The sequence below is a fragment of the Klenkia sp. AC732 genome, from assembly GCF_979256525.1.
This window is the reverse complement of the sequence record NZ_CEEDOS010000008.1, coordinates 1-26,191: the sequence shown is the minus strand read 5'-3', so window position 1 is coordinate 26,191 and position 26,191 is coordinate 1. Positions and strand designations below refer to the sequence as shown.

Here is a 26,191-nt window from a genome sequence, read left to right as displayed (position 1 = left end):
TCCCCCGACCGCGAGGGCGCCGACGCAGAGAGGTGGGCACGACATGTCCCGACACACGACCGCCGAGGCGTCCTCGGCCGCCGTCCGGCGCCGCGGGCCCGGCCGTCACCGGCTCGACGCCCCCAGCGGGGTGCGGTGCTCGGAGCTGCCCGCCGTCCGGGCACGGCTGGAGGGCCTCACGCCCCGCAGCTCTGCCGCGACCTTCTTCCGCTCGCTGTTCCCCTCAGTGCCCTCGGGCCGCCACACCTGGGACTTCCTGACCAACGCCGGCGGGCGACCCCGCTCGGCGTTCGCCATCATCCTCAGCCTCTGACCGGTCCGTCCGCCCCACGTGGGCGGACGGCGCGCCTGCGCCGATGACGACCCCGAGGGCCCTGCGGCCCCCGGGGTCCTGGTGCTGTCCCGGCTCGGCTCAGCCGGTCGCCGCTGCGGACCCGTCCGCCGGATCGCCGGCGGCGATCGCCACCGCGGCCAGCGTCTGCAGGGCCGCCTGGGTGCCCGGGGCGTCCAGCAGACCGGGCAGCAGGGTCAACGCGTAGGTGCGCTCGGCGACGGTCGCGACCAGCGTGGTGTCCGCCGGGCCGCTGAGCAGCACCGCGTCGGCGCCGGGCACGACGGCGGGATCGGCCCGCACGCCCTGCTGCTCCTGGTTGGCCACCAGCACCTCGACACGCTCGGCGGCCGCCGCGGGACCGTCGTACACGAAGACGGTCACCTCCAGCAGCGGGTCGCTGGCACCCGCGGTGTCCGTGGCCGGCGCGACCCCGTACCCGCAGGTGATGCGGGCGGTCCGGCCGATGTCGGGCTGCGGCTCCCCGACCACGTACGTGGTCGTCCCCGGCAGCCGGACGCCGAGGCCGTCGGCCACCTGCCCCACCGTCAGCAGCTGCGCGCACGCCCCGGGGACGACAAAGACCGGGGCCGGCGTGGTGGTCGCCGTCGTGGGTGCCGGGGTGGTGCTCGTGGTGGCCGCTGCGGGCGGTGCCCCGCCCCTGGGGAGCGCGCACCCCGCGAGGCCCAGCAGACCCACCAGCCCCACGCACGACAGTGCGCCGCCCACCCGGTGGGGTGGACGGCGCACGGTCATGCGATCAGCAGGCGATCGGCCTCAGCGGGTCACTCGCCGCCGGCGAGCTTGGCCCGCAGCGCGGCCAGTGCCTCGTCGGAGGCCAGCGTGCCGCCACCGGAGGAGGAACCGGTGCTGGCAGCCGGGCCCGAGGAGGACTCCGACGACGCCGGGGCGTCGCTGGAGTAGCTGCCACCGGCAGCCGCCTCGGCGTCGGCCTCGCGGGCCGCCGTGATCTGCTTCTGGTGCGCCTCGAACCGGGCCTGGGCCTCGGCGTACTGACGCTCCCACTCCTCGCGCTGGGTGTCGAAGCCCTCGCGCCACTCGCCGGTGTCGGAGTCGAAGCCCTCGGGGTACACGTAGTTCCCCTGCTCGTCGTACGACGCGGCCATGCCGTAGGCGGCCGGGTCGAACTGGTCGTCCTCGGCGATGACGCCTTCGTTGGCCTGCTTCAGCGACAGCGAGATGCGACGACGGTCGAGGTCGATGTCGATGACCTTGACGAGGATCTCGTCGCCGACCTGCGCGACCTGCTCCGGGATCTCGACGTGGCGCTCGGCCAGCTCGGAGATGTGCACCAGGCCCTCGATGCCCTCGTCGACGCGCACGAACGCACCGAAGGGGACGAGCTTGGTGACCTTGCCGGGCACGACCTGCCCGATCTGGTGGGTCCGGGCGAACTGACGCCACGGGTCCTCCTGCGTCGCCTTCAGCGACAGGGAGACCCGCTCACGGTCCAGGTCGACGTCGAGGACCTCGACGGTGACCTCCTGGCCCACCTCGACGACCTCGGACGGGTGGTCGATGTGCTTCCAGGACAGCTCGGAGACGTGCACCAGGCCGTCGACGCCGCCCAGGTCCACGAAGGCACCGAAGTTGACGATCGAGGAGACCTGACCCGTGCGGACCTGGCCCTTGGCGAGCTTGTTGAGGAACTCGCTGCGCACCTCGGACTGGGTCTGCTCCAGCCACTGGCGGCGGGACAGGACCACGTTGTTGCGGTTCTTGTCCAGCTCGATGATCTTGGCCTCGAGCTCGCGGCCCACGTAGGGCTGCAGGTCGCGGACGCGACGCATCTCGACCAGCGAGGCGGGGAGGAACCCGCGCAGGCCGATGTCGAGGATCAGGCCGCCCTTGACGACCTCGATGACGGTGCCGGTGACGACCTCGTCCGCTTCCTTCTTGGCCTCGATCGTGCCCCAGGCGCGCTCGTACTGAGCGCGCTTCTTGGACAGGATCAGACGGCCTTCCTTGTCCTCCTTCTGGAGGACGAGGGCTTCCACCTCGTCGCCGACGCTGACGACCTCGTTGGGGTCGACGTCGTGCTTGATGGACAGCTCACGCGAGGGGATGACGCCCTCGGTCTTGTAGCCGATGTCCAGCAGCACCTCGTCGCGGTCGACCTTGACGATGATGCCTTCGACGATGTCGCCGTCGTTGAAGTACTTGATCGTCTGGTCGATGGCGGCGAGGAAGTCCTCAGCGGTGCCGATGTCGTTGATCGCGACCTGAGGGGTGGTGCTGTCGGGACGGACCTGGGTGGAGGTCATGTGGTCGAGTGCTCCGGACGGGGGGTGTGGAGGGACAGGGACGATCCCGGCCGCGTGGCCGGGGAGTTCCGCGGGAGTGGTCGGGCGTGCGGCCCGGGGAGGGGCGGCGCACCACAGACCCCTGGCGCTCCCACCATCGTACGTACCCGCTCCGGGGCGGTCCACCAAGGGTCGGGCCCCTGCGTGCCACCATGCGCGGATGTCCCCCGCCGGCCCTCCGCAGCAGCCGCTCCCGCTGGCCTCCGACGGCTACCCGCTGGCCGGCGGCGTGGAGCGGCGCGACGTCGACGAGACCACGTCGGTGCGCGCCAACCGCGGCTGGTGGGACGCCGCCGCCCCGGCCTACCTGGCCGAGCACGGCGCCGACCTGGGCGACAGCGACTTCCTCTGGTGCCCGGAGGGCCTGCGCGAGTCGCAGGCACAGCTGCTCGGTGACGTCGCCGGACGCCGGGTGCTGGAGGTCGGCTGCGGGTCCGCGCCGTGCGCGCGCTGGCTGGTCGCCGCCGGAGCAGAGGTCGTGGCCCTCGACCTGTCCGCCGGGATGCTGGCGCGGGCCCGTGAGCTGGCGGTCAGCACCGGCCTCGCGCCGACCCTGGTGCAAGCCGACGTGGGGGCCCTGCCGCTGCTCGACGCCAGCGTCGACCTGGCCTGCTCGGCGTTCGGCGGTCTGCCGTTCGTGGCCGACGCGCGGGGCGCCCTGGCCGAGGTGCGCCGGGTGCTCCGCCCGGGGGGCCGGTTCGTGGCATCGGTGAACCACCCGCTGCGCTGGCCCTTCCCCGACTCCCCCGACCCGGCCGACCTGACGGTCGTGGGCTCCTACTTCGACCGGACGCCGTACGTGGAGACCGACGGCGAGGACACCGTCGTCTACGTCGAGCACCACCGGACGGTCGGCGACTGGGTCCGCGACGTCGTCGCCGCCGGGTTCGTGCTCACCGACCTGCTGGAGCCCGAGTGGACGCCGGGGCGCACCGAGACCTGGGGCCAGTGGTCGGCGGCCCGGGGAGCGCTGGTCCCCGGGACGCTCGTGCTCGTCTGCGACGTCCCCACCTGACCCTCAGGTCGAGGGTCAGGTCGAGGGTCTGCTCGTGGCTCGTCAGTGGGCGGCAGCGTCCCAGCTCTGGCCGACGCCGACCGACACGTCGAGGGCCACCGACAGCTCCGCAGCTCCGGCCATCTCGGCCCGGACCAGCTCCTCGAGCTGGTCCCGCTCACCGGGTGCGACCTCCAGGACGAGCTCGTCGTGCACCTGCAGCACCATCCGGGAGGACAGCCCGCGCTCGGCGATGGCGTGCTCGACCCGCAGCATCGCCACCTTGATGACGTCGGCCGCCGACCCCTGGATCGGGGCGTTGAGCGCCATCCGCTCGGCCATGTCCCGGCGCTGCTTGTTGTCGCTGGTCAGGTCGGGCAGGTAGCGGCGGCGGCCCATGGTGGTCTCGGTGTACCCGGTCTGCCGGGCGTCCTCGACGACCCCGTCCAGGTAGTCCCGGATGCCGCCGAAGCGCTCGAAGTAGGCGTTCATCTGCACCCGGGCCTCCTCGGGCGTGATCTTCAGCTGCCCGGAGAGCCCGTAGGCGCTCAACCCGTAGGCCAGGCCGTAGCTCATCGCCTTGATCCGGCGGCGCATCTCGGGGTCGACCTGCTCGATCGGGATGTCGAAGGCCCGGGCGGCGACGAAGGTGTGCAGGTCCTCCCCCGACGTGAACGCCTCGATGAGCCCGGCGTCCTCGGAGAGGTGGGCCATGATCCGCATCTCGATCTGGCTGTAGTCCGCGGTCATCAGGGACTCGTGGCCGGCGCCGACGACGAAGGCCTGCCGGATTCGGCGGCCCTCGGCGCTGCGGATCGGGATGTTCTGCAGGTTCGGGTCGGTGGAGGACAGCCGCCCGGTGGCCGCGATCGTCTGCTGGAACGTCGTGTGGATGCGCCCGGCGTCGTCGACCATCGGGATCAGGCCGTCGATGACCGTCCGCAGCCGGGTGACGTCGCGGTGTCGCAGCAGCGCCTCCAGGAACGGGTGCGGCGCGGCTGCCTGCAGTGACTGCAGTGCATCGGCGTCGGTGGTGTAGCCGGTCTTGTTCTTCTTGGTCTTGGGCAGACCGAGCTGGTCGAACAGCACCGCCTGCAGCTGCTTCGGGGAACCCAGGTTGATCTCCTGGCCGCCGATGGCCTCGTAGGCGTCGGCCGCGGCCTCGGCGACGGCGGCGGCGAACTCCGACTGCAGGTCGTGCAGCAGGTCCAGGTCCGCGGCGATGCCGCGCTGCTCCATACGCGCCAGCACCCGGGTCAGCGGGAGCTCCAGCCCGCCCAGCAGCCGGTCCCCGCCACGCTGGCCGAGCACCTGCTCGAGGGCGTCGGAGAGGTCGTTGACCGCGACGGCCTTGCGGGCGTCGGCGACGGCGGCCTCGCGGGCCACGTCGTCCTCGCCGGGACCCATGCCCTCCAGGCTCAGCTGCTGCTCGGCCGGCGCGGCCTCGGTCAGCTCGCGGCGCAGGTAGCGCACCGCGAGGTCGCCCAGGTCGAAGGACCGCTGCCCCGGCAGCGCCAGGTAGGCCGCCAGGGCGGTGTCGCTGACCTCGCCGGCCAGGTCCCAGCCCCGGGCCCAGACGGCCAGCAGCGGGCCCTTGACCTCGTGCACGACCTTGGTGGCCGAGGCGTCGGACAGCCAGGCGGCCAGCGACTGCTCATCGGCGACGTCGAGGTCGGGGCCCAGGTCGACGAAGACGGTGTGGTCGTCGGCGGCAGCCAGCGCGATGCCGGTGAGCTCGCCGGTGCCCCGCCCCCAGGTACCGCGGAAGACGATGCCGGTGTGCCCGGTACGGGTGTGCGCGTCCAGCCACTCCCCCAGACCACCGGGCACCAGGTCGTCGACGGTGACGTCGATGCCGCCGTCCACCTCGGGCTCGGCGCTGGTGAGGGTGGCGAAGAGCCGGTCGCGGAGCACCCGGAACTGCAGGTTGTCGAAGAGCGTGTGCACCTCGGCCCGGTCCCAGGGCTGCACGGCCAGGTCGGTGGGGTGCAGCTCGAGTGCGACCGCGCGGTCCAGCTCGGTGAGCCGGCGGTTCTGCATCACCGAGGACAGGTGCTCGCGCAGCTTCTCCCCGACCTTGCCCTTGACGGTGTCCACCTGGTCGACGAGCGCGTCCAGCGAGCCGTACTCCCGCACCCACTTGGCCGCGGTCTTCTCCCCGACGCTGGGGATGCCGGGCAGGTTGTCCGAGGGGTCGCCGCGCAGTGCGGCGAAGTCCGGGTACTGCGTGGGGGTGAGGCCGTACTTCTCCTCGACCGCCTCCGGGGTGAAGCGGGTGAGGTCGGAGACGCCCTTGCGGGGGTAGAGCACCGTCACGTGCTCGTTGACCAGCTGCAGGGCGTCCCGGTCGCCGGTGCAGATGAGCACGTCCATGCCGGACTCGACGGCCTGCACGGTCAAGGTGGCGATGACGTCGTCGGCCTCGAAGCCCTCGGCGGTCAGCACCGGCACGTGCAGGGCCGCCAGCACCTCCTGGATCAGGCTGACCTGGCCCCGGAAGTCGGTCGGGCTCTCGCTCCGGTTGGCCTTGTACCCGGCGAAGATCTCGCTGCGGAACGTCTTGCGGCCGACGTCGAAGGCGACCGCCAGGTGACTGGGCGCCTCGTCGCGCAGGACGTTGATCAGCATCGAGGTGAACCCGTACACGGCGTTCGTGGGCTGCCCGGTGGTGGTCGAGAAGTTCTCCACCGGCAGCGCGAAGAAGGCCCGGTAGGCCAGCGAGTGGCCGTCGAGCAGCAGCAACCGGGGCCGCGGCTGCGAGCCGTCGGGGGTGCTGTCGGTGGGCTGGGACGCGAGGGCGGAGACCGGAGCGGACATCGGGTCCGATCCTAGGGCGGGGGTACGACGGTCCCCAGTCCCCGGCGACGGCGCGGACACCGGGCCCGCGTGGCGCGGTGGCTACCGTGCCGACGTGAGCACACCGCGCCCGGACTGGGCCCCCGCCGAGCTGACCGGTCTGGACGCCAAGCTGGGCATCGTCATCACCGACTTCGACCCCGACCGGATGGTGGCCACCATGCCGGTGGCCGGCAACGAGCAGCCCTTCGGCCTGCTGCACGGCGGGGCGACCTGCGCCCTGGTCGAGTCGGTCGGCTCGTGGGCCGCGGCCCTGCACGCGGGACCGGGACGACAGGTCGTCGGGATCGAGCTGAACGCCTCCTACCTGCGCGCGGCCACCGAGGGCGTCGTCACCGCCGTCTGCACACCGGTCCGTCGCGGCCGCACGCTGGCCACCTTCCTGGTCGAGGTCAGCGACGACCAGGGCCGCCCGACGGCGAGCGCCCGACTGACCTGCCTCGTGAAGACCCCGTGAGGCGCCGCACACGCCCCTGACGTGCACGGGGAGACCCAGGTCACCTCTGAGCTCGTCCGTTTCGCCCCGACTGCGACCGGGCTCTCAGCGGGCTCCCCGGGTCGCGGTTGGGTCACGGACCGTCCCGGGCGACCCAGAACCGCAACAACCGTGGGTTACTGTCCGCGCCGTTCAACCAACGGCGGCCTGCTGTCCACCTGGCGAACCCAGGGGTCGGGCTGCCCCACCAGACGGCCCAGGAGGTCGAGTGACGCACGCACCCCACCGTGCCCTCGTGCACGGTGACCGGACGGGCCCGCCGGGCGCGTCCCGGACCGGACCACGCCCGCACCGGACGTCCTCCGGCAGGTGGTCGAGCGCCCGACGTCCCCTGGTGCTGGCGCTTCTGCTGGCCTCGTTCGCGATGGTCTTCGCGGCGCTGCTGCCCAGCGGCACGGCCCAGGCCGCCGGCGAGCAGGTCCGCGGCACGCTGACCACCGGATCGACCGGCCCCATCGCCGGTGTCGAGGTCACGGTCACCACGGCCGGCGGCGACGAGGTGGACTCCGTCGAGACCGACGACGCCGGCCGCTTCGCCATCGACCTCCCCGACGGCGCCGGCGACTACACCGTCACCATCGACGAGGACGCCCTCCCCGAGGGCGTCACGGCCGGGGACGGCGCCTCCCGTGACGTCACGGTCGAGGAGAACCGCCGCCTCCCCGTCACCTTCGCCCTCACCGACGGGGAGGAGCGCGGCAGCGGCCGCATCCTCGCCGTCCAGCTCTTCGTCGACGGCCTCCGCTTCGGCCTGCTGATCGCGCTGGCCGCGGTCGGTCTGTCGCTGATCTTCGGCACCACCGGGCTGACCAACTTCGCGCACGGCGAGCTTGTCACCATCGGCGCCGTCGTCGCCTTCTTCATCAACGCCACCGGGGTCCCGCTCGTCGCCGCGGCGGTGGTCGCGGTGCTCGTCGGTGCCGCGGTCGGCGCGCTGAACGAGCTTGCGCTCTGGCGGCCGCTGCGCAAGCGCGGCACCGGCCTGGTCGCAGCGCTGGTGGTCTCCATCGGGCTCTCGCTGGCCCTGCGCTACCTGATCCAGACGGTCTACGGCGGGCGTTCCAACGCCTACACCGACTACCAGTCCCAGCGCGCCCGGGACTTCGGTGCGTTCGCGATCACCGACCGCGACCTCTACAGCATCGTGATCGCGCTGGTCGTCCTCGTCGGTGTCGCGCTCATGCTGCAGCGCTCGCGGATCGGCAAGGCCATGCGTGCCGTCGCCGACAACCGCGACCTGGCGGCCTCCTCCGGCATCGACGTCAACCGGGTCATCCTGGTCGTGTGGATGGCCGGTGGCGCCCTCGCAGCCCTGGGCGGCGTGCTCCTGGGCCTGTCGGACCAGGTGCAGTGGGACATGGGCTTCCGCCTGCTCCTGCTGATGTTCGCCGGGGTCACCCTGGGCGGTCTGGGCACCGCCTACGGCGCCCTGCTCGGCAGCGTGATCGTCGGTGTGTTCATCCAGATGTCGACGCTGGTCATCCCCAACGACATGAAGTACGTCGGCGGACTGCTCCTGCTCATCGTCATCCTCATCGTGCGGCCCCAGGGAATCCTGGGCAGCCGGGCCAGGATCGGTTGATCTCATGAACGAGTTCCTCGACGCCCTCTCCCTCGGCGTGCGGTCGATGTTCGCCTACCAGGCGGTCTTCTTCGCGCTGCTCGCCATGGGCCTGAACCTGCACTTCGGGTACACCGGCCTGCTCAACTTCGGTCAGATCGCCTTCGCGATGGTCGGCGGCTTCGGCATCGCCATCTCGGTCACCCAGTGGGGGCTGCCGTTCTTCGTCGGCGTCCTCATCGGGCTGGTCGCCGCCGTCGTGCTGGCCCTGCTCCTGGGCCTGCCCACGCTGCGCCTGCGGGCGGACTACCTGGCGATCGTCACGATCGCCGCGGCCGAGGCGCTCAGGCTGCTCTTCCGGTCGGTGTCCTCCACCCCGGTCACCGGTGGCACCCAGGGCATCTCGGCGTTCAACACCGGCTTCCTGGACCTGTCCCCGTGGTCGCCCGCCGGCCGCTACGACATCCTCGGCACCCGCTGGAGCGGCGTGGAGCTGTGGACGGTCACCGTCGGCTGGACGCTGGTGGTGCTCGGCTCGCTGCTCATCTTCGCCCTGATGCGCAGCCCGTGGGGCCGCGTGCTCAAGGCCATCCGCGAGGACGAGGACGCCGCCCGCGCGCTGGGCAAGAACGTCTACTCCTACAAGATGCAGTCCCTGGTCCTGGGCGGCGTCTTCGGTGCACTCGGCGGCATGGTCTACGCGCTGGGCACCGGTTCCGTGCAGCCCGACCAGTACCAGAACGCCAACACGTTCCTGGCCTACGGGGCGCTCATCCTCGGTGGTGCGGCCCGCGTGCTCGGCCCCGTGGTCGGCGCCATGCTGCTGTGGTTCATCATCGCGTTCTCCGACAGCGGCCTGTCGGCCCTGATCGGCAACGGGGTCTCGTTCTTCGGCCTCTTCCAGCTCGACGACGTGTTCGACGCCACCGACGTCGCCTTCGCCCGGTTCATCATCATCGGGATCGGCATCATGCTCCTGATGATCTTCCGGCCGCAGGGCATCTTCGGTGATCGACGAGAGGTTCTGCTCGATGCCCGCTGACCCGCAGCCCACCGGCGCCCACGCGGCGTCCAGCACCCCCACCGCCACCTCCACCGGCACGGCGCCGGCCGGCCGGGCCGCTCCGGCCCGGCTGGCCCAGGCGGCCCTCAGGGACCTCCCCTGGGAGGTCGGCGTCGCCAAGCCCGACCCGGCCCTGGTCGTCGACGGCGTCACCCGCACCTTCGGTGGACTCACCGCCGTCTCGGTGGACCACCTGGAGATCCAGCGCGGTGGCATCACCGGGTTGATCGGGCCCAACGGTGCCGGCAAGACCACGCTGTTCAACCTGCTCACCGGGTTCGACCAGCCCAACACCGGCACCTGGACCTTCGACGGCAAGTCCCTGGGCCGGCTGTCCCCGCACCAGGTCGCCCGACTCGGCGTGGTGCGCACCTTCCAGCTGACCAAGGCGCTGTCCCGGCTCACCGTGCTGCAGAACATGCTGCTGGGTGCGCAGGGCCAGGCCGGTGAGTCCTTTCTCAAGGCGCTGGTCCCCGGGACCTGGCGCTCGCAGGAGAGGGCGAACACCGAGAAGGCCATGGACCTGCTCCAGCGGTTCAAGCTCGACGCCAAGAAGGACGAGTTCGCCGGCGTGCTCTCCGGTGGCCAGCGCAAGCTGCTGGAGATGGCCCGGGCCCTGATGAGCGACCCCAAGGTCGTCATGCTCGACGAGCCGATGGCCGGGGTGAACCCGGCGCTGACCCAGTCCCTGCTGGGCCACGTCAAGGACCTCCGTGAGGAGGGCATGACCGTCGTCTTCGTCGAGCACGACATGGACGTCGTCCGCGACATCAGCGACTGGGTCGTCGTCATGGCCGCCGGCAAGGTCATCGCCGAGGGCCCGCCGGAGTCCATCAGCCAGAACAAGGACGTGGTCGACGCCTACCTCGGCGCCCACCACGACGCGCCGCTGACCAACGAGGAGGAGGACCGCGTCCTCGCCGAGGCGGAGGCGGCCATCGCCCGCGAGGAGGGCGTGCCCGGCGGGTCCGGCCGGGCCGAGACGATCACCAGCGACGGGACGGAGAAGCGATGAGCGAGCCGCTGTTCGAGGTCGACGAGACCGGCGAGGACCTCACCCGCGCCGACACCGCGTCCTCGGCCGCCGAGCTGTCCCCGGCCGAGAAGGCCGCCACCCGCGAGGAGCACCTCAAGCTCGCGGAGGGCGCCCTGGTCCGGGCCGACGACCTGGTCGCCGGTTACGTGCCGGGGGTCAACATCCTGCGGGGCTGCGACTTCTACCTGCAGGACGGCGAGCTGGTCGGCATCATCGGCCCCAACGGGGCCGGGAAGTCGACGCTGCTGAAGACCCTCTTCGGGCTCATCCCGGTCCGCTCGGGTGCGGTGACGCTGCGCGGGGAGACCATCACCTCGGCCCCGGCGCACAAGCTGGTGCAGCTGGGCGTGGGGTACGTGCCGCAGAACAACAACGTGTTCCCCGCGCTGACCATCGAGGAGAACATGCAGATGGGCGTGTACCTGCGCCCGAAGACGTTCAAGGACCGCTTCGACTACGTCATCGACCTGTTCCCGCTGCTCGGTGAGCGGCGCAAGGGCAAGGCCGGGTCGCTGTCGGGCGGCGAGCGGCAGATGGTGGCCATGGGCCGGGCGCTGATGATGGACCCGTCGGTGCTGTTGCTCGACGAGCCCTCGGCCGGTCTGTCCCCCGCCTACCAGGACGAGGTGTTCATCCGCTGTCGGCGGATCAACGCCACCGGCGTCTCGATCATCATGGTCGAGCAGAACGCCCGCCGGTGCCTGCAGATCTGCGACCGCGGCTACGTGCTCGACCAGGGCCGCAACGCCTACACCGACACCGGCAAGTCGCTGATGAACGACCCCAAGGTCATCGAGCTCTACCTGGGGACGTTGGCCAAGGCCCAGTAGGGAGCACGACACCAGCCGGCCGTCCCCGTGCGGGGCGGCCGGCGTCGTGCTGTCCTGGGCTGGTGACCCGCGAGCAGCTGCTGGCCCGCTACCGGGAGCTCGTGCTCGACCGGCTCCCCGCCCGGGCCAGGGCCGAGCGCTGGGTCGTGACCTCCGACCACTGCTTCGGCCGGATCGTGCTCGACCACGCAGTGGGTGCCCGCTGGTACGACGTGCTGGACCGGCGCCGCTCCCCTGCCTTCGCCCAGCTCGACGACACCGGGCTGGCCAGCGCCGTGGCGCTGGCCGAACGCATCGACGACGAGGGCGACCCGCTGCTGCGCGAGCTGGACCGGCAGAGCCTGGCCTGGCGCGGGAAGCCGGCCAAGGGCCGGTGACCGCCCTCGCCGTCACCCACCTGGTGCTCGTGGCCGCCTACGCCGGCTTCCAGTGGACCGTCCGGGTGCTCATCTACCCCCAGTTCGCCGGGGTCGGTGCGGGGTTCGCGGCCTACGAGCGGGCGCACCAGCAGCGCGTCACCCGGGTGGTCGGGCCGCTGTTCGCCGGTCAGGGCGTGACGACGGTCTGGCTGCTGGTGCTGGCCCTGCGCGGCGCCGTCCCGGCCGGACCCGTCCTGGCCGGCGCCGGCTGCCTCGCGGTGGTGCTCGGGGTGACCGCGCTGGCCGCGGTCCCGCTGCACCGGGTGCTGGACTCCGGTTGGGACGCCGGGGCCCACCGCCGGTTGCTGCGCGTGGACACCGTCCGGGTGGTCGCAGCCACGGCGGGCGTCCTCGCGGCCGGGTGGCTCGTCCTGGGCTGAGGCCGCCGGACCCGGTGGGGACCCCCGGGGCTCAGGTGGTGCGGCTGCCTGCCAGCTCGTCCCAGGCGGCCGCGGCACGCGGTGCCCAGGTGGCGTGCCGCTCACGGAACACCTGGGCGGCCCGGTTGCCGCTCCAGCGCGGCGGCAGCAGCTCACGCGGCAGGCCCGGGTCCAGCAGCAGGAACCGCCGCCACTCCTGGACCAACCTCACCTGGGCGACGAGCGCCTGACGGTCGGTGCGCGGCCGCCGCGACCCCACCAGCTCCAGGAAGTCCTCGTACCGGCCCTCGATGGCGTCCAGGTCCCAGGCGCTGCGCACCAGGGACCTCTCGTCGCCGACCTGTCCGGCCCTGGCCACGAAGGACCAGCTGCCCTCGATGAGCCCCAGCTCCGACAGCACCCGGGCCACCTCGGCCTCCCGGTCGGGGCGCGGGCTGACCCAGACGCCGGGGCTCGAGGCGCCGAGCCCGGCCCAGCCCAGCCGGGTCCGCAGCCGCTGTCGCAGCGCCCGGGCGTTCTCCGGCACCGACACCGTGACCACCAACCAGCTGCCGTCCCAGGGCCGCTCCGCGGAGGCGGAGCCGTACACGCGCTCGGTGCCCTCCTCCAGCAGGCGGGTGCCCGCCTCCGTGAGGTCCCACCGCGTCTCCCGACCGATGCGGCGTCCGACGGTCCAGCCGTCGTCCGCGGTGCGCATGAGCGCCTGCCGGGCGGCCTTCTCGGCCACGTCGAGGTCGGCCAGCAGCTCGAGGAGCGTCGAGGTCCAGACGGGCTCGCGGCGCGGGAGCACGAACTCCCCCAGCACGGTCAGCAGGAGGCTGCGTGCGCTGGCGGCGCCCAGCTCCTGACGGCGGCTCAGCGAGGGCCCCTCCAGGTCGGTCACGGGGGCTGCGGTCACCGGTCCATCGTCCCACCCGCACCCCGGCCGGACGGCCCTCCCCGGGCGTGAGCGCGGGCACGCGCCCGGCCGCCCCGGAGCCCACACGCAGGACGGCCCGGCTCCCCTCTGGGGAACCGGGCCGTCCGTGGTGCGGGAGTGCGTCGCTCAGGTGCTCGAGATCAGGTGCTCGAGATCAGCGCGCCGGGCCGATGCCCTGGGCGTTGAGCTCCTGGATGATGCGAGCCGACTCGTCGAAGCCGATCACGACGATGGCGTCGGGGGCGAAGTCCACCATCGACTGGACCTCGGAGTCGTAGGACGACGCCGTGGGGTCGTAGGTGATCTGCATGATGTCGTCCTCGGCCAGACCGCCGTCGACCAGGTTCGCGGTCACGTTGGTGGCCAGGCCCGTGCCGTAGGCGTCGTTGAGGTTCAGGATGCCGACGGTCGTGTTGCCGTCACCGACGACCAGGTCCGCCAGCGGGACCGACTGCAGCACGTCCGCCGGAGCGGTGCGGAAGTACAGGCCGTTGTCGTTGTAGGCGGTGAACTGGTCGGAGGTGTTCGCCGGGGAGAACATGACGACACCGGCCGCGGTGATCTTGTCGATGACCGTGAGGCTGACCGAGGACGAGGCCGCGCCGATGATGGCGTTGGCACCGGCCTGCAGGAGGCGGTCGACCGTGGTGTTGGCGGTGTCGGTCGACGTGTCGCCCGAGTCGCCCTCCACCAGCGCGACGGGGGCGCCCAGGACGCCACCGCCCTCGTTGATCTCCTGGACGGCGAGCTGCACACCGGCGACCTCGGGCGGGCCGAGGAAGGCCAGCGAACCGGTCAGCGGGAGCAGGGTGCCGATGGTCAGCGGGTCACCGGTGGTGCCGGCCGGGGCGATCGGCAGGGTGTCGTCGCCGGCCGCCTGCGAGTCGTCGCCGGCGATCTGGAACTCGGTGAGCGAGTCGTCGATCGCGTTGTCCTCGCCGAACTGCAGCAGACCGAAGCTGGCGACGGAGGGCTCACCGGCCTCGGTGAAGTCCAGCGGGCCGGACGGGCCGTCGTAGTCGACGTTCCCGCCGGCGGACAGGATGGCCAGGCAGGAGGCGAAGTCCGAGCAGGCCTCCCCACCGGTGGTCAGGCCGTTGATGTAGGGGGCGAACACCGTGGCGTCGCTGGAGCCGGCGGCCACGGCGGCCAGGGCGCTCAGCATGACGGCGTCGTAGGACTCACCGGCGTAGTTGTAGGTGCCGCCGAGGTCCGGGTTCAGCGCGTCCAGACGCGACTTGAAGTCACCGGACAGGTCGGTCAGCGGGGTGGTGCCCTTCATGCCGGCCAGGGCGCCGCCGTCGGTGAACTGGTCACCCAGCGCCGAACCCATGTTGCCGTCGGAGCCGTAGATGTTGGTGACGGCTTCCTCGCTGCCCCCGGTGCTGCCGCTGCCGCTGCCCGACGTGTCCTCGTCGCCGCCGCCGCCACAGGCGGAGGCAGCGATCAGGACGACGCCGGAGACGGCCACGGCGCGGGCGAACTTGCCAGTGCGCTTCACAGTGACTCCCAGTCGTGGTGGTTCATCGCTCCGCAGGATGCGGACCGGGGCAACCCGGAACCGACCTGCCAGTGCGAGGAACCTAGCCGTGGTGCGCACCGCCACAGGGGCCCTGAGGCGCACCGTGATGGGGTTGTGACCTGAGACGCCACCGATCGTGACACCCGGGACACGCCGAAACACGACCGTCACCCGGGACGACCCGGAGCGGCCCGGAGCGACCCGGGCCGACTGACCGTCGACCGGGGGCGCCGGAGACTCAGGCGGTCGGGGTCTCCGCCGGGCCCGCGTCACCGGACAGCACGACCTGGGCGAGGGCCTTCATGGAGGTGCGCTCGTTCATCGCGGTCCGCTGGATCCAGCGGAAGGCCTCGGCCTCGGTGATCCCGCGGTCGGCCATCAGCTTGCCCTTGGCCTGCTCGACGACCTTCCGGGCCTCCAGCCGCTCCTTGAGGTCACCCACCTCGGCGTCCAGGGCCGTCATCTCGACGAAGCGCGCCCGGGCCACCTCGATGGCAGGGACCAGGTCGGCCTTGGAGAAGGGCTTGACCAGGTAGGCCATGGCGCCCGCGTCGCGGGCCCGCTCGACCAGCTCGCGCTGGCTGAAGGCGGTCAGCACGATGACCGGGGCGATCCGCGACGCAGCGATCTGCTCGGCGGCCGACAGGCCGTCCAGGACCGGCATCTGCACGTCGAGCACCACGAGGTCCGGGCGGAGCTCACGGGCCTGGTCGACGGCGGCCTGACCGTCCCCGACCTCGCCGACGACCAGGTAACCCTCCTCCTCCAGCATCTCCTTGAGGTCGAGGCGGATCAGTGCCTCGTCCTCGGCGATGAGGACCCGGGTCGGCTCGTTGCTCACCCGTCCACCCTATCGAGCCCACCGGGGCACGTGCTCACCCCGACGGGCACCGCGCCGTAGGCTGCCGGTCGGGGCCCCCGTACCCCAATGGCAGAGGGAGCGGATTCAAAACCCGCACAGTGTCCGTTCGAATCGGACCGGGGGCACACAGGAGCACCCCGTGGCCGTCCGCCGGGGTGGGGCACGGTGGTCGCACGCCGGGCGGCATAGGTTCGTGGGGTGACCGGCCACATGACCCCCGAGCAGTTCCGCGCGCACGGCCACGAGGTCGTGGACTGGATCGCCGACCACCTCGGCCGGGTCGAGTCGCTGCCGGTGCGCTCGCAGGTCTCCCCCGGTGACGTCGCGGCCCTGCTGCCCGACGCCGCACCCGAGGCCGGCGAGCCCTTCGCCGCCGTGCTCGCCGACCTGGACCGGGTCGTCGTCCCCGGGCTGACGCAGTGGCAGCACCCCGGCTTCTACGCCTACTTCCCGGCCAACACCTCCGGGCCCTCCGTGCTCGGGGACCTGGTCAGCTCCGCACTGGGCGTGCAGGGCATGTCCTGGGTGACCAGCCCGGCGGCCACCGAGCTCGAGCAGCAGGTGATGGACTGGTTCGTCGACCTGCTCGGCCTGCCCGCCACCTACAGGCACGACAGCACCGGCGGCGGCGTGGTGCAGGACTCCAGCTCCGGGGCCAACCTCGTCGCGCTGCTCGCGGCCCTGCACCGGGCCACCGGCGGGGGCACGGTGCGCGGCGGGGTCTCCCCCGGCGAGATGACCGTCTACGTCTCAGCGCAGACCCACTCCAGCATGGAGAAGGCCGCCCGGATCGCCGGCCTGGGCACCGACGCCGTCCGCATCGTCGAGGTCGACGGCGACCTGGCCATGCGCCCGCAGGCACTGGCCGCCCGCATCGACCGGGACGTCGCCCGCGGGTTCACCCCGGTGCTCGTCTGCGCCACGGTCGGGACGACGTCCACCGGCGCCTTCGACCCGCTGGCCGAGATCGGGCCGATCTGCCGGGACCGCGGGGTCTGGCTGCACGTGGACGCCGCCTGGGCCGGGGCGGCTGCGGTCGCCCCGGAGCTGCGCCACCTGCAGGAGGGCGTCGAGTGGGCAGACAGCTACACCACCGACGCGCACAAGTGGCTGCTGACCGGCTTCGACGCCACGTTGTTCTTCACCGCCGACCGGGCCTCGCTCACCGGCGCCCTGGCGATCCTGCCGGAGTACCTGCGCAACGCCGCCACCGAGAGCGGCGCGGTCGTGGACTACCGGGACTGGCAGATCGAGCTGGGCCGGCGCTTCCGGGCGCTCAAGCTGTGGTTCGTGGTCCGCTGGTACGGCGCCGAGGGGCTGCGCGAGCACGTCCGCGGACACGTCGCCCTGGCCCAGGAACTGGCCGCCTGGGTGGGCGCCGACGAACGGTTCGACGTCGTCGCCCCGCACCCGCTCTCCCTCGTCGTCCTCAAGCCCCGGTGGCCGTACGGCGTCGACGGCGACGTCGCCACCATGACGCTGCTGGACCGGCTCTCCGACGGCGGAGAGGTCTACCTGACGCACACCACGGTGTCCGGCGAGGTGGTGCTGCGGGTGGCCATCGGCTCCCCCGCCACCGAGCGTCGGCACGTCGAGCGGTTGTGGACCCTGCTGCGCGAGGGCCACGACTGGCTGGCCAACGACTTCGCCGAGGCAGCGGCGGCGAAGAAGGCCGCTGAGCGAGAAGCCCGCGACACCGCCGAGCGCCAGGCCGCTGAGCGGGAAGCCGCGATCGCGCAGGAGGCCGAGGTGGCCCGGGCCGCCGCCGAGGCGGTGCAGCCCGAGCCCGTGGAGTTCCAGACCGTGGCCGAGGTCGAGCAGGTGGACGGCACCACCGCCGCACCCGTCGACGCCGACGTCCCGGCCGAGGGCACCGTGACCGCCCCGGACGAGGAGTCCTCCCGCTCAGCCGAGTGAGCGGATGAGGCCCTCCTGGGCGACGGTCGCCACGTGCGTGCCGTCGGCGGCCCAGATCTGGCCCAGGTTCATCGCCCGGCCCGACGCCGCGGCCGGGCTGTCGGTCTCGTAGAGGAACCAGCCGTCGGCGCGCAGGGGGCGGTGGAACCAGACGGCGTGGTCCAACGAGGCGCCCACGTGGTCCCCGCCCCAACCGCCGCCGATCCGGGCCAGCCCGGCCGACAGCAGGGTGAGGTCGGAGACGAAGGTCAGCGCGGCGGCGTGCACGCCCGGGTCGTCGGGCAGCCGGCCGGTGACCCGGAACCAGGTGTGGCTCTGGGTGTGCGGCGGGGTCTTGGGGGCCGGGTCGAACGGGTCCTCGAGGAAGCGCTGCTCGACGACGCCGGCGAACGCCCGGGCCCCGGTGGCGCGGCCCGGGTGGGCGGCGCTGACCTCGTCGATGCCCGGCAGCGTCTCGGCGCCCGGCACCTGCGGCATCGGCAGTGAGTGCTCCACCACCGGGGCCTCCCCCGCGGTGAAGTCCGCGGTCAGCGCGAACACCGCGACGTCCTCGCCCTTGCGGGTCTGGCGCCCCACCACCCGGCGGGTCGAGAAGGACCGCCCCTCACGGATGCGGTCCACCTCGTAGCGGATCTCCTCGTGCGGGTCACCGGGCCGCAGGAAGTAGGAGTGCAACGAGTGCACCCCCCGGTCCGCGGGGACCGTCCTGGTGGCTGCCATGAGGGCCTGGGCCGCGACCTGACCGCCGAACACCCGCTGCAGTGGGGTGCTCGGCGTCCGGCCCACGTACAGGTCCGGGGACCGCTCCTCGAGGTCGAGGACCTCGAGGAGCGCAGCCGCCGGGGACTCAGTCACGCATGCTGACCGATCTCGTGGACCCGGACCAGGTTCGTCGAACCCTGGATGTTCGGCGGGGAACCGGCCACGACGACCACCCGGTCGCCCTCCTTGAGCCGGCCGATCGACAGCAGCGAGAAGTCGACCTGCCCGACCATGTCGTCGGTGTGCCCGACCTCGGGGACCAGGAACGTCTCCACGCCCCACGACAGCGCCATCCGGCTGCGGACCCGGGGGTCGGTGGTGAAGGCCAGGATCGGCAGGCGGGTGTGCAGGGCCGCCAGGCGGCGGACGGTGTCACCGGTCATGGTGAACGCGGCCAGCGCGTCGACGTCCAGGGCCTCGCCGACCTCGCGGGCGGCCTTGACGATGGCGCCCGAGCGGGACCGGGACTGGCGCACCAGGGCCGGCACGCGGACCTCGTCGGTCTCGACGGCGTCGATGATGCGCTCCATCGTGCGCACCGCGCCGATGGGGAACTTCCCGACCGAGGTCTCCCCGGACAGCATGACCGCGTCGGCGCCGTCGAGCACCGCGTTGGCGACGTCGGAGGCCTCGGCCCGCGTGGGTCGCGAGTTGTTGATCATCGACTCGAGCATCTGGGTGGCGACGATGACCGGCTTGTTGCGCTCACGGGCGGCCTGCACGGCGCGCTTCTGGACCAGCGGGACCTGCTCCAGCGGCAGCTCCACACCCAGGTCGCCGCGGGCGACCATGATGCCGTCGAAGGCCTCCACGATCGCCTCGAGGTTCTCGACGGCCTCGGGCTTCTCCAGCTTGGCGATGACCGGGAGGTCGACGTCGACCTGGCGCATGATCTCGCGCACCAGCTCGACGTCCTCGGCGCGGCGCACGAAGGACAGCGCGATGAAGTCGACCCCGAGGCCCAGGGCGAACCGGAGGTCCTCCTCGTCCTTCTCGCTCATCGCCGGGACGCTCACGGCGACCCCGGGCAGCGACAGGCCCTTGTTGTTGGACACGACGCCGCCCTCGAGGACGAGGCACCACACGTCGGGCCCGTCGACCTCGACCACGGTGAGGGACAGGTTGCCGTCGTCGACGAGCAGCCGGTCACCGACACGGACGTCGTTGGCGAGGTTCTTGTAGGTGGTGCCGACCCGCTCGGCCGTGCCCATCACGTCCTCGACGGTGATGCACACGCGGGAGCCGGTGGCCCAGGTGACCGGCCCGTCCGCGAAGCGCCCGAGGCGGATCTTGGGGCCCTGGAGGTCGGCCAGGACGGCGACGGCACGGCCCACGGCGTCCGAGGCCTGCCGGACGAGGTGGTAGTTGCGCTCGTGGTCGGCGTGCTCGCCGTGGCTGAAGTTCAGCCGGGCGACGTCCATGCCGGACTCGACGAGGGCGGTGATCTGCTCGGCGGTGCCCACGGCGGGGCCCAGGGTGCAGACGATCTTGGCGCGACGGGACATGGTGCACAACCTAGCCGGTCAGGGAGGCGGTCCAGGACCAACCCCACATGGGAGCACACGCGTCCCACCGGTGTTCCAGGGGGACGTCTAGGACGTCCACCTGGCCCGGCCCATCGACGATCGCGGCGGGCCGGGCCGAGACGTCAGCGGAGCGCGACCGCCGTCGGGGTGATCGGACGGGGCAGCATCGAGGAACCGGTCAGCCAGGTGTCGACGGCGCCGGCGGCGGCGCGACCCTCGGCGATGGCCCACACGATGAGCGACTGGCCCCGGCCGACGTCACCGGCGACGAAGACCCCGGGGACGGTGGACATGAACTCGGCGTCCCGGACCACGTTGCCGCGGGCGTCGAGCTCGACGCCGAGGCCCTCGACCAGGCCCTCCTTCTGCGCACCGGTGAAGCCCATGGCCAGGAACACCAGGTCGGCGGGGAGCTCGCGCTCGGTGCCCTCGACCTTGGTGAACCTGCCGTTGACCATCTCCACGTCGTGCACGGCGATGGCCCGGACGTGACCGTCCTCGTCGCCCACGAAGCGCTCGGTGTTGACCGAGTAGAGCCGGTCACCGCCCTCCTCGTGCGCGGAGGACACCTTGAGCACCATCGGGTACGTGGGCCAGGGGTTCTTCGGTCCCCGCGAGGACGGCGGCTCGGGCATGATCTCCAGCTGCGCGACCGAGGCCGCACCCTGCCGGTGCGAGGTGCCCAGGCAGTCCGCGCCGGTGTCACCGCCGCCGATGATCACCACGTGCTTGCCGTGGGCGTCGATCTCGGGCCGGTCGACCAGGCCCAGGGCCTGCCGGTTGCCACCGGGCAGGAACTCCATCGCCAGGTGGATGCCCGCCAGGTCGCGACCCGGGGCCGGGAGGTCCCGGCCGATGGTGGCGCCACCGGACAGCACGACGGCGTCGAAGTCGGCACGCAGCTGCTCGACCGACAGGTCCGAGCCGGGGGCCCCGACCTCGACACCGGTGACGAACCGGGTGCCCTCGGCACGCATCTGGTCCAGCCGGCGGTCCAGGTGGCGCTTCTCCATCTTGAACTCGGGGATGCCGTAGCGCATCAGCCCGCCGATGGCGTCGGCCCGCTCGTACACGGTGACCTCGTGGCCGGCCCGGGTCAGCTGCTGCGCGGCGGCCAGGCCCGCGGGCCCCGAGCCGACGACGGCGACCTTCTTGCCCGACAGCTCGGCCGGCGGCTGCGGCTCCACCCAGCCCTCGGCGAAGGCGCGGTCGATGATCTCGACCTCGACCTGCTTGATGGTCACCGGTGACTCGTTCAGGTTGAGCACGCAGGAGCCCTCACAGGGCGCCGGACACAGCCGCCCGGTGAACTCCGGGAAGTTGTTCGTGGCGTGCAGCCGCTCGACGGCCTCCCGCCAGTCGTCGCGGCGCACCAGGTCGTTCCACTCGGGGATCAGGTTCCCCAGCGGGCAGCCGTGGTGGCAGAACGGGATGCCGCAGTCCATGCAGCGCGCTGCCTGGGTGCGCAGCGCCGCCGTCCCGAAGGCCTCCTCGCCGCCCTGCTGGCGCTCGAGGTAGACCTCCTTCCAGTCCCGGATCCGGACGTCGACCGGACGCCGCGGCGGGGTGGCCCGCTCGAACTTGAGGAAACCGGTGGAGTCAGGCACAGCAGGCCTCCTGGAGGGAGCAGGGACGGGGGACGCGAGGGGTGCGGGGGTCAGCCACGAGCGGCCTCCATGACGGCGCGGTCGACGTCGTGACCGGCGGCCTCGGCGGCCCGGGCGGCCTCCATGGCGCGGCGGTAGTCGCGCGGCATGATCACGCTGAACCGCTCGGACCACCGGCCCCAGTCGGCCAGCAGCGAGCTGGCGACGGCGGAGCCGGTCTCGTCGCGGTAGCGGGTCAGGGTGGCCCGCAGCCACAGCGAGTCCTCGCCGGACAGCGACTCGACGTCGACCATCTCGCCGTTGACCCGGTGCTTGGCCAGGTCCAGCACGTAGGCGATGCCACCGCTCATGCCGGCGGCGACGTTGCGGCCGGTGGCGCCCAGGATGACCGCACGGCCACCGGTCATGTACTCGCAGGCGTGGTCGCCGACGCCCTCGACGATCGCCAGCGCACCGGAGTTGCGGACGCAGAAGCGCTCGCCGACCCGACCGCGCAGGAAGATCTCCCCGCCGGTGGCGCCGTAGCCGATCACGTTGCCGGCGATGACGGCGTCCTCGGCAGCGAAGGTGGCCTCCAGCGCCGGGCGGACGACGATCCGGCCGCCGGACAGCCCCTTGCCCACGTAGTCGTTGGCGTCCCCGAGCAGGGTCATGGTGATCCCGGCCGGGACGAAGGCGCCGAAGGACTGGCCCGCGGAACCCTCGAAGGTCAGGTCGATGGTGCCCTCGGGCAGGCCCTCGCCGCCGAAGCGGCGGGTGACCATGGCGCCCAGCATCGTGCCGACGGTGCGGTTCACGTTGCGGACCGGCAGCTGCAGGCTGACCGGCCGGGCGTCGAGCAGGGCGCCCTCGCACAGCTGGATCAGGGTCTGGTCCAGCGCGACGTCCAGACCGTGGTCCTGGCCGCGGACCCGGCGACGCGGGGCACCCTCGGGCAGCTCGGGCACGGCGAGCACCGGGGCGAGGTCCAGCCCGGCGGCCTTCCAGTGGTCGACCGCCGCGCGGGTCTCCAGCACCTCGGCCTGGCCGACGGCCTCCTCGATGGACCGGAAGCCCAGCTCGGCCAGCAGCTCGCGGACCTGCTCGGCGAGGAACTCGAAGAAGGTGACGACGAACTCGGGCTGGCCGGTGAACCGCTTGCGCAGCTCGGGGTTCTGGGTGGCCACCCCGACCGGGCAGGTGTCCAGGTGGCAGACGCGCATCATCACGCAGCCGCTGACCACCAGGGGCGCGGTCGCGAAACCGAACTCCTCGGCGCCCAGCAGCGCGGCGACGACGACGTCACGGCCGGTCTTCATCTGCCCGTCGACCTGCACGGTGATGCGGTCGCGCAGGCCGTTGACCAGCAGGGTCTGCTGGGTCTCGGCCAGGCCGAGCTCCCAGGGCGAGCCGGCGTGCTTGAGCGAGGTCAGCGGCGCGGCACCGGTGCCGCCGTCGTGACCGGAGATCAGCACGACGTCGGCGTGGGCCTTGCTGACCCCGGCCGCGACGGTGCCGACCCCGACCTCGGAGACCAGCTTGACGTGCACCCGCGCCTCGTTGTTCGCGTTCTTGAGGTCGTGGATGAGCTGCTTGAGGTCCTCGATGGAGTAGATGTCGTGGTGCGGCGGCGGGGAGATCAGACCGACCCCGGGGGTGGAGTGCCGGGTGCGGGCGATCCAGGGGTAGACCTTCGAGCCCGGGAGCTGACCGCCCTCACCGGGCTTGGCGCCCTGGGCCATCTTGATCTGGATGTCGTCGGCGTTGACCAGGTACTCGCTGGTCACCCCGAAGCGGCCACTGGCGACCTGCTTGATCGCCGAGCGGCGCAGGTCGCCGTTCTCGTCGGGGGTGAAGCGGTCGGCGTCCTCACCGCCCTCGCCGGTGTTGGACTTGCCGCCGAGGCGGTTCATCGCGATGGCCAGGGTCTGGTGCGCCTCCTGGGAGACCGAGCCGTAGCTCATCGCCCCGGTGGAGAACCGCTTGACGATCTCCGAGACCGGCTCGACCTCCTCGATCGGGACCGCGGGGCGCAGGCCCTTCTTGAAGTCGAACAGACCACGCAGCGTCGAGGCCTCGCGGGAGAGCTGGTCGACGGCGTCGGTGTACTTGCCGAAGACGTCGTACTGCCGCGAGCGGGTGGCGTGCTGGAGCAGGAAGACCGTCTCGGGGTTGAACAGGTGGACCTCGCCCTCGCGGCGCCACTGGTACTCACCGCCCACGGTGAGCTTGCGGTGGGCGACCTCGGTGGGGTTGGAGGGGTAGGCCCGACGGTGGCGCATGGCCACCTCCTCGGCCAGCACGTCCAGCCCGACGCCACCCAGGGTGGAGGAGGTGCCGGTGAAGTAGCGCTCCACCAGGTCCTTGGACAGGCCGACGGCCTCGAAGATCTGCGCCATCGTGTACGAGCCGACCGTGCTGATGCCCATCTTGGACATCACCTTCAGCACGCCCTTGCCCATCGCCTTGACCACGTTGCGCACGGCCTGGGCCGGCTGCACGCCGGTGAGCAGGCCGTCGCGGATGAGGTCCTCGACGCTCTCGAAGGCCAGGTAGGGGTTCACCGCGGCCGCGCCGTAGCCCAGCAGCAGCGCGACGTGGTGCACCTCGCGGCAGTCGCCGGACTCGACGACCAGGCCGACCTCCATCCGGGTGCGCTCGCGCACCAGGTGGTGGTGGACCGCCGCGGTCATCAGCAGAGACGGGATCGGGGCGCGCTTCTCGTCGCAGTCCCGGTCGGACAGCACGATGACCCGGGCGCCGGCGGCGATGGCCTTGCTGACCTTGACCTGCAGGTCGGCGACCGCCTTCTCCAGCGCCGCACCGCCACCGGTGACGTCGAAGTGCCCGGTGATCCGCACCGCGGCGAAGCCGGGGAGGTCCCCGTCGTCGTCGATGTGCAGGATCTTGGCCAGCTCGTCGTTGTCGATGACCGGGAAGGGCAGCACGACCTGACGACAGGACGCCGGGGTGGGCTCGAGCAGGTTCTGCTCGGGGCCGAAGGTGCGGCCCAGGCTGGTGACGAGCTCCTCGCGGATCGCGTCCAGCGGCGGGTTGGTCACCTGGGCGAAGAGCTGCCCGAAGTAGTCGTAGAGCAGCCGGGAGCGGTCCGACAGCGCGGCGACCGGGGTGTCGGTGCCCATCGAGCCGATCGGCTCGGCGCCGCTGGCGGCCATCGGCTGCAGCAGGACGCGCAGCTGCTCCTCGGTGTAGCCGAACAGCAGCTGGCGACGGACGACGGACTCGTGGCTGGGCCGCGAGCGGCGACGCTCGGGCAGCGAGGGCAGGTGGATCAGCCCGGCGTGCAGCCAGTCGTCGTAGGGGTGCTCGGCGGCCAGGGCGCCCTTGACCTCGTCGTCGGCGATGATCCGGCCCTGCGCGGTGTCCAGCAGGAACATCCGGCCCGGCTGCAGGCGGCCCTTGGCCACGACGTCGGCGGCGGGGATGTCGAGCACGCCGACCTCCGACGCCAGCACGACGACGTCGTCCTTGGTGCGCCACCAGCGACCCGGGCGCAGGCCGTTGCGGTCCAGCACGGCGCCGATCTGGGTGCCGTCGGTGAACGCGACGCAGGCCGGCCCGTCCCAGGGCTCCATGACGGCGGAGTGGAACCGGTAGAACGCCCGGCGGGCGGCGTCCATCTCGGCGTGGTTCTCCCACGCCTCGGGGATCATCATCAGCACGGCGTGCGGCAGCGAGCGGCCGGACAGGTGCAGCAGCTCCAGCACCTCGTCGAAGGTCGCGGAGTCGCTGAAGTCCGCGGCGGTGACCGGGAAGACGCGGTCCAGGCCGAGCTCGCTGGCGGGGCCCGCCGGGCCGTCGAACAGGGCCGTGTCCAGCTTGGCCTCGCGGGCCCGCATGCGGTTGCGGTTGCCCTTGATGGTGTTGATCTCGCCGTTGTGGGCGATGACGCGGAAGGGGTGCGCCAGCGGCCAGCTGGGGAAGGTGTTGGTGGAGAACCGGCTGTGCACGAGCGCGATGGCCGACTCGTACCGCTCGTCGGTCAGGTCCGGGAAGAACGCCGGCAGCTGGTCGGTGGTCAGCATGCCCTTGTAGGTCACGGTCCGCGAGGACAGCGAGGCGAAGTACAGCGAGCTGCCGGCGTCGGCCGCGGCACGCTCGGCCCGCTTGCGCAGCACGAAGGCCCGCCGCTCCAGGCGGGTGACCCCGTGGCTGGTGGTGTTCCCGCCGAAGGCGGTCGCGTCGGCCCGGGCAGCGGTGCCCTCGGCGACGAAGAGCTGGGCGAAGTGCGGCATGACCGCGAGCGCGGTGGGGCCTATGTCGGCAGCCTGGGGCGCGATGGGCAGCTCGCGCCACCCCAGGACGACGAGGCCCTCCTCGGCGGCCAGGCGGGCGACGTCGGTGACCCGCTCGGCCCGCGCGGCCTCGTCCTGCGGCATGAAGGCCACACCGACGGCGTACTCCCCGGCCGGCGGCAGGTCGAAGTCCACGCTGGCGCGCAGCAGCGCGTCGGGGACCTGGGTCAGGATGCCGGCGCCGTCCCCGGAGTTGGGCTCGGAACCGGCGGCACCCCGGTGGTCCAGGTTGTGCAGCGCGGTGAGGCCCATGGCCACGATCGACCGTGAGCGCCGGCCCTGGGCGTCGGCCACGAAGGCGACACCGCAGGCGTCGTGCTCGTTGGCGGGGTCGTAGAGACCCTGGGCCTGCGGCACGGCCGAGAAGGGCACTCCGGTGCGGAGCGCGACTCCAGCGGACTCGGGCGAGGTGGAGACAGACATCGGTCACTCCCGTCGTCGGCGCGGCCCGCGGCGGCCGGGGGGAGCCGGTGCGTGGCGGGGGCCGGGTG

The 26,191-nt window shown here is 72.3% G+C and carries 20 protein-coding genes and 1 tRNA gene; 11 read left to right on the top strand and 10 right to left on the bottom strand.

Going from position 1 to position 26,191, the window contains the following annotated elements:
• The first annotated feature begins 43 nt into the window (after positions 1-43).
• Positions 44-313: a hypothetical protein gene (locus tag AC0IVP_RS05290; protein WP_056299451.1), complete on the top strand. Its 270-nt coding sequence runs from the start codon at positions 44-46 to the stop codon at positions 311-313.
• A gap of 99 nt (positions 314-412) precedes the next feature.
• On the opposite strand, the gene AC0IVP_RS05285 is transcribed toward AC0IVP_RS05290, so the two are convergent.
• Complete coding sequence (locus tag AC0IVP_RS05285) at positions 413-868, bottom strand: hypothetical protein (RefSeq protein ID WP_471755075.1); 456 nt, start codon at positions 866-868, stop codon at positions 413-415.
• A 248-nt stretch (positions 869-1,116) separates the two neighbouring features.
• Positions 1,117-2,616, bottom strand: coding sequence for a 30S ribosomal protein S1 (gene rpsA / locus AC0IVP_RS05280; RefSeq protein ID WP_471755073.1), 1,500 nt, complete (start codon positions 2,614-2,616; stop codon positions 1,117-1,119).
• 199 nt (positions 2,617-2,815) lie between these two features.
• Here rpsA and AC0IVP_RS05275 point away from each other — a divergent pair, with 199 nt between their 5' ends.
• Positions 2,816-3,670: a class I SAM-dependent methyltransferase gene (locus tag AC0IVP_RS05275; RefSeq protein ID WP_471755071.1), complete on the top strand. Its 855-nt coding sequence runs from the start codon at positions 2,816-2,818 to the stop codon at positions 3,668-3,670.
• A gap of 42 nt (positions 3,671-3,712) precedes the next feature.
• On the opposite strand, the gene polA is transcribed toward AC0IVP_RS05275, so the two are convergent.
• Positions 3,713-6,466: a DNA polymerase I gene (polA, locus tag AC0IVP_RS05270; RefSeq protein WP_471755069.1), complete on the bottom strand. Its 2,754-nt coding sequence runs from the start codon at positions 6,464-6,466 to the stop codon at positions 3,713-3,715.
• A gap of 94 nt (positions 6,467-6,560) precedes the next feature.
• On the opposite strand from polA, the gene AC0IVP_RS05265 reads away from it, so the two are divergent.
• The 7 genes from AC0IVP_RS05265 to AC0IVP_RS05235 all read left to right on the top strand — a co-directional run bounded on the left by AC0IVP_RS05265 (position 6,561) and on the right by AC0IVP_RS05235 (position 12,290).
• Positions 6,561-6,962: a PaaI family thioesterase gene (locus tag AC0IVP_RS05265; protein ID WP_056299435.1), complete on the top strand. Its 402-nt coding sequence runs from the start codon at positions 6,561-6,563 to the stop codon at positions 6,960-6,962.
• Between the two features lie 373 nt (positions 6,963-7,335).
• Positions 7,336-8,583, top strand: a complete 1,248-nt coding sequence (locus AC0IVP_RS05260) for a branched-chain amino acid ABC transporter permease (protein ID WP_056299431.1) — start codon at positions 7,336-7,338, stop codon at positions 8,581-8,583.
• A 4-nt stretch (positions 8,584-8,587) separates the two neighbouring features.
• Positions 8,588-9,604: a branched-chain amino acid ABC transporter permease gene (locus tag AC0IVP_RS05255; protein ID WP_056299427.1), complete on the top strand. Its 1,017-nt coding sequence runs from the start codon at positions 8,588-8,590 to the stop codon at positions 9,602-9,604.
• Positions 9,594-10,640 carry an ABC transporter ATP-binding protein gene (locus tag AC0IVP_RS05250; protein WP_056299424.1) on the top strand — a complete coding sequence of 349 codons (1,047 nt, stop codon included), beginning with the start codon at positions 9,594-9,596 and terminating at the stop codon, positions 10,638-10,640. The genes AC0IVP_RS05255 and AC0IVP_RS05250 overlap by 11 nt, the downstream gene beginning before the upstream one ends.
• Positions 10,637-11,491, top strand: a complete 855-nt coding sequence (locus AC0IVP_RS05245; protein ID WP_200939145.1) for an ABC transporter ATP-binding protein — start codon at positions 10,637-10,639, stop codon at positions 11,489-11,491. Before AC0IVP_RS05250 ends, AC0IVP_RS05245 begins: the two co-directional genes overlap by 4 nt.
• A 62-nt stretch (positions 11,492-11,553) precedes the next feature.
• The gene (locus AC0IVP_RS05240; RefSeq protein WP_471755067.1) at positions 11,554-11,868 is read left to right on the top strand and encodes a hypothetical protein; all 315 of its coding nucleotides are present in this window, start codon (positions 11,554-11,556) and stop codon (positions 11,866-11,868) included.
• On the top strand, positions 11,865-12,290 hold the full coding sequence (locus AC0IVP_RS05235) for a DUF1772 domain-containing protein (protein ID WP_471755065.1): 426 nt from the start codon (positions 11,865-11,867) through the stop codon (positions 12,288-12,290). The genes AC0IVP_RS05240 and AC0IVP_RS05235 overlap by 4 nt, the downstream gene beginning before the upstream one ends.
• Positions 12,291-12,321: 31 nt before the next feature.
• Here the strand turns inward: AC0IVP_RS05235 and AC0IVP_RS05230 are convergent, their stop codons facing one another.
• From AC0IVP_RS05230 to AC0IVP_RS05220, 3 genes are all read right to left on the bottom strand, one after another.
• Positions 12,322-13,188, bottom strand: a complete 867-nt coding sequence (locus AC0IVP_RS05230) for a PaaX family transcriptional regulator (protein WP_471755063.1) — start codon at positions 13,186-13,188, stop codon at positions 12,322-12,324.
• 175 nt (positions 13,189-13,363) lie between these two features.
• Entirely contained in the window at positions 13,364-14,710 is a 1,347-nt protein-coding gene (locus tag AC0IVP_RS05225) for an ABC transporter substrate-binding protein (protein WP_235564940.1), read from the bottom strand.
• A 259-nt stretch (positions 14,711-14,969) separates the two neighbouring features.
• Entirely contained in the window at positions 14,970-15,572 is a 603-nt protein-coding gene (locus AC0IVP_RS05220; protein ID WP_056299415.1) for an ANTAR domain-containing response regulator, read from the bottom strand.
• 73 nt (positions 15,573-15,645) lie between these two features.
• On the opposite strand from AC0IVP_RS05220, the gene AC0IVP_RS05215 reads away from it, so the two are divergent.
• A tRNA-Leu gene (locus AC0IVP_RS05215) sits at positions 15,646-15,718 on the top strand.
• A 73-nt stretch (positions 15,719-15,791) separates the two neighbouring features.
• Positions 15,792-17,510, top strand: a complete 1,719-nt coding sequence (locus AC0IVP_RS05210; RefSeq protein WP_471755061.1) for a pyridoxal phosphate-dependent decarboxylase family protein — start codon at positions 15,792-15,794, stop codon at positions 17,508-17,510.
• Here the strand turns inward: AC0IVP_RS05210 and AC0IVP_RS05205 are convergent.
• The 4 genes from AC0IVP_RS05205 to gltB all read right to left on the bottom strand — a co-directional run bounded on the left by AC0IVP_RS05205 (position 17,499) and on the right by gltB (position 26,123).
• On the bottom strand, positions 17,499-18,365 hold the full coding sequence (locus tag AC0IVP_RS05205) for an acyl-CoA thioesterase (protein WP_056299412.1): 867 nt from the start codon (positions 18,363-18,365) through the stop codon (positions 17,499-17,501). The two genes, AC0IVP_RS05210 and AC0IVP_RS05205, sit on opposite strands and share 12 nt — an antisense overlap.
• On the bottom strand, positions 18,362-19,777 hold the full coding sequence (pyk, locus tag AC0IVP_RS05200) for a pyruvate kinase (RefSeq protein ID WP_056299409.1): 1,416 nt from the start codon (positions 19,775-19,777) through the stop codon (positions 18,362-18,364). The genes AC0IVP_RS05205 and pyk overlap by 4 nt, the downstream gene beginning before the upstream one ends.
• 143 nt (positions 19,778-19,920) lie before the next feature.
• Positions 19,921-21,405 (bottom strand): glutamate synthase subunit beta, encoded by a 1,485-nt coding sequence (locus AC0IVP_RS05195; RefSeq protein ID WP_471755059.1) that lies wholly within the window; start codon positions 21,403-21,405, stop codon positions 19,921-19,923.
• A gap of 50 nt (positions 21,406-21,455) precedes the next feature.
• Complete coding sequence (gene gltB / locus AC0IVP_RS05190) at positions 21,456-26,123, bottom strand: glutamate synthase large subunit (RefSeq protein WP_235564938.1); 4,668 nt, start codon at positions 26,121-26,123, stop codon at positions 21,456-21,458.
• Positions 26,124-26,191 lie beyond the last annotated feature (68 nt).

Bases quoted from the DNA above. Each gene is read 5' to 3' on its own strand.
- AC0IVP_RS05290 (WP_056299451.1), top strand. From the start codon at position 44: ATGTCCCGACACACGACCGCCGAGGCGTCCTCGGCCGCCGTCCGGCGC.
- rpsA (WP_471755073.1), bottom strand. From the start codon at position 2,616: ATGACCTCCACCCAGGTCCGTCCCGACAGCACCACCCCTCAGGTCGCG.
- AC0IVP_RS05275 (WP_471755071.1), top strand. From the start codon at position 2,816: ATGTCCCCCGCCGGCCCTCCGCAGCAGCCGCTCCCGCTGGCCTCCGAC.
- polA (WP_471755069.1), bottom strand. From the start codon at position 6,466: ATGTCCGCTCCGGTCTCCGCCCTCGCGTCCCAGCCCACCGACAGCACC.
- AC0IVP_RS05255 (WP_056299427.1), top strand. From the start codon at position 8,588: ATGAACGAGTTCCTCGACGCCCTCTCCCTCGGCGTGCGGTCGATGTTC.
- AC0IVP_RS05250 (WP_056299424.1), top strand. From the start codon at position 9,594: ATGCCCGCTGACCCGCAGCCCACCGGCGCCCACGCGGCGTCCAGCACC.
- AC0IVP_RS05245 (WP_200939145.1), top strand. From the start codon at position 10,637: ATGAGCGAGCCGCTGTTCGAGGTCGACGAGACCGGCGAGGACCTCACC.
- pyk (WP_056299409.1), bottom strand. From the start codon at position 19,777: ATGTCCCGTCGCGCCAAGATCGTCTGCACCCTGGGCCCCGCCGTGGGC.
- gltB (WP_235564938.1), bottom strand. From the start codon at position 26,123: ATGTCTGTCTCCACCTCGCCCGAGTCCGCTGGAGTCGCGCTCCGCACC.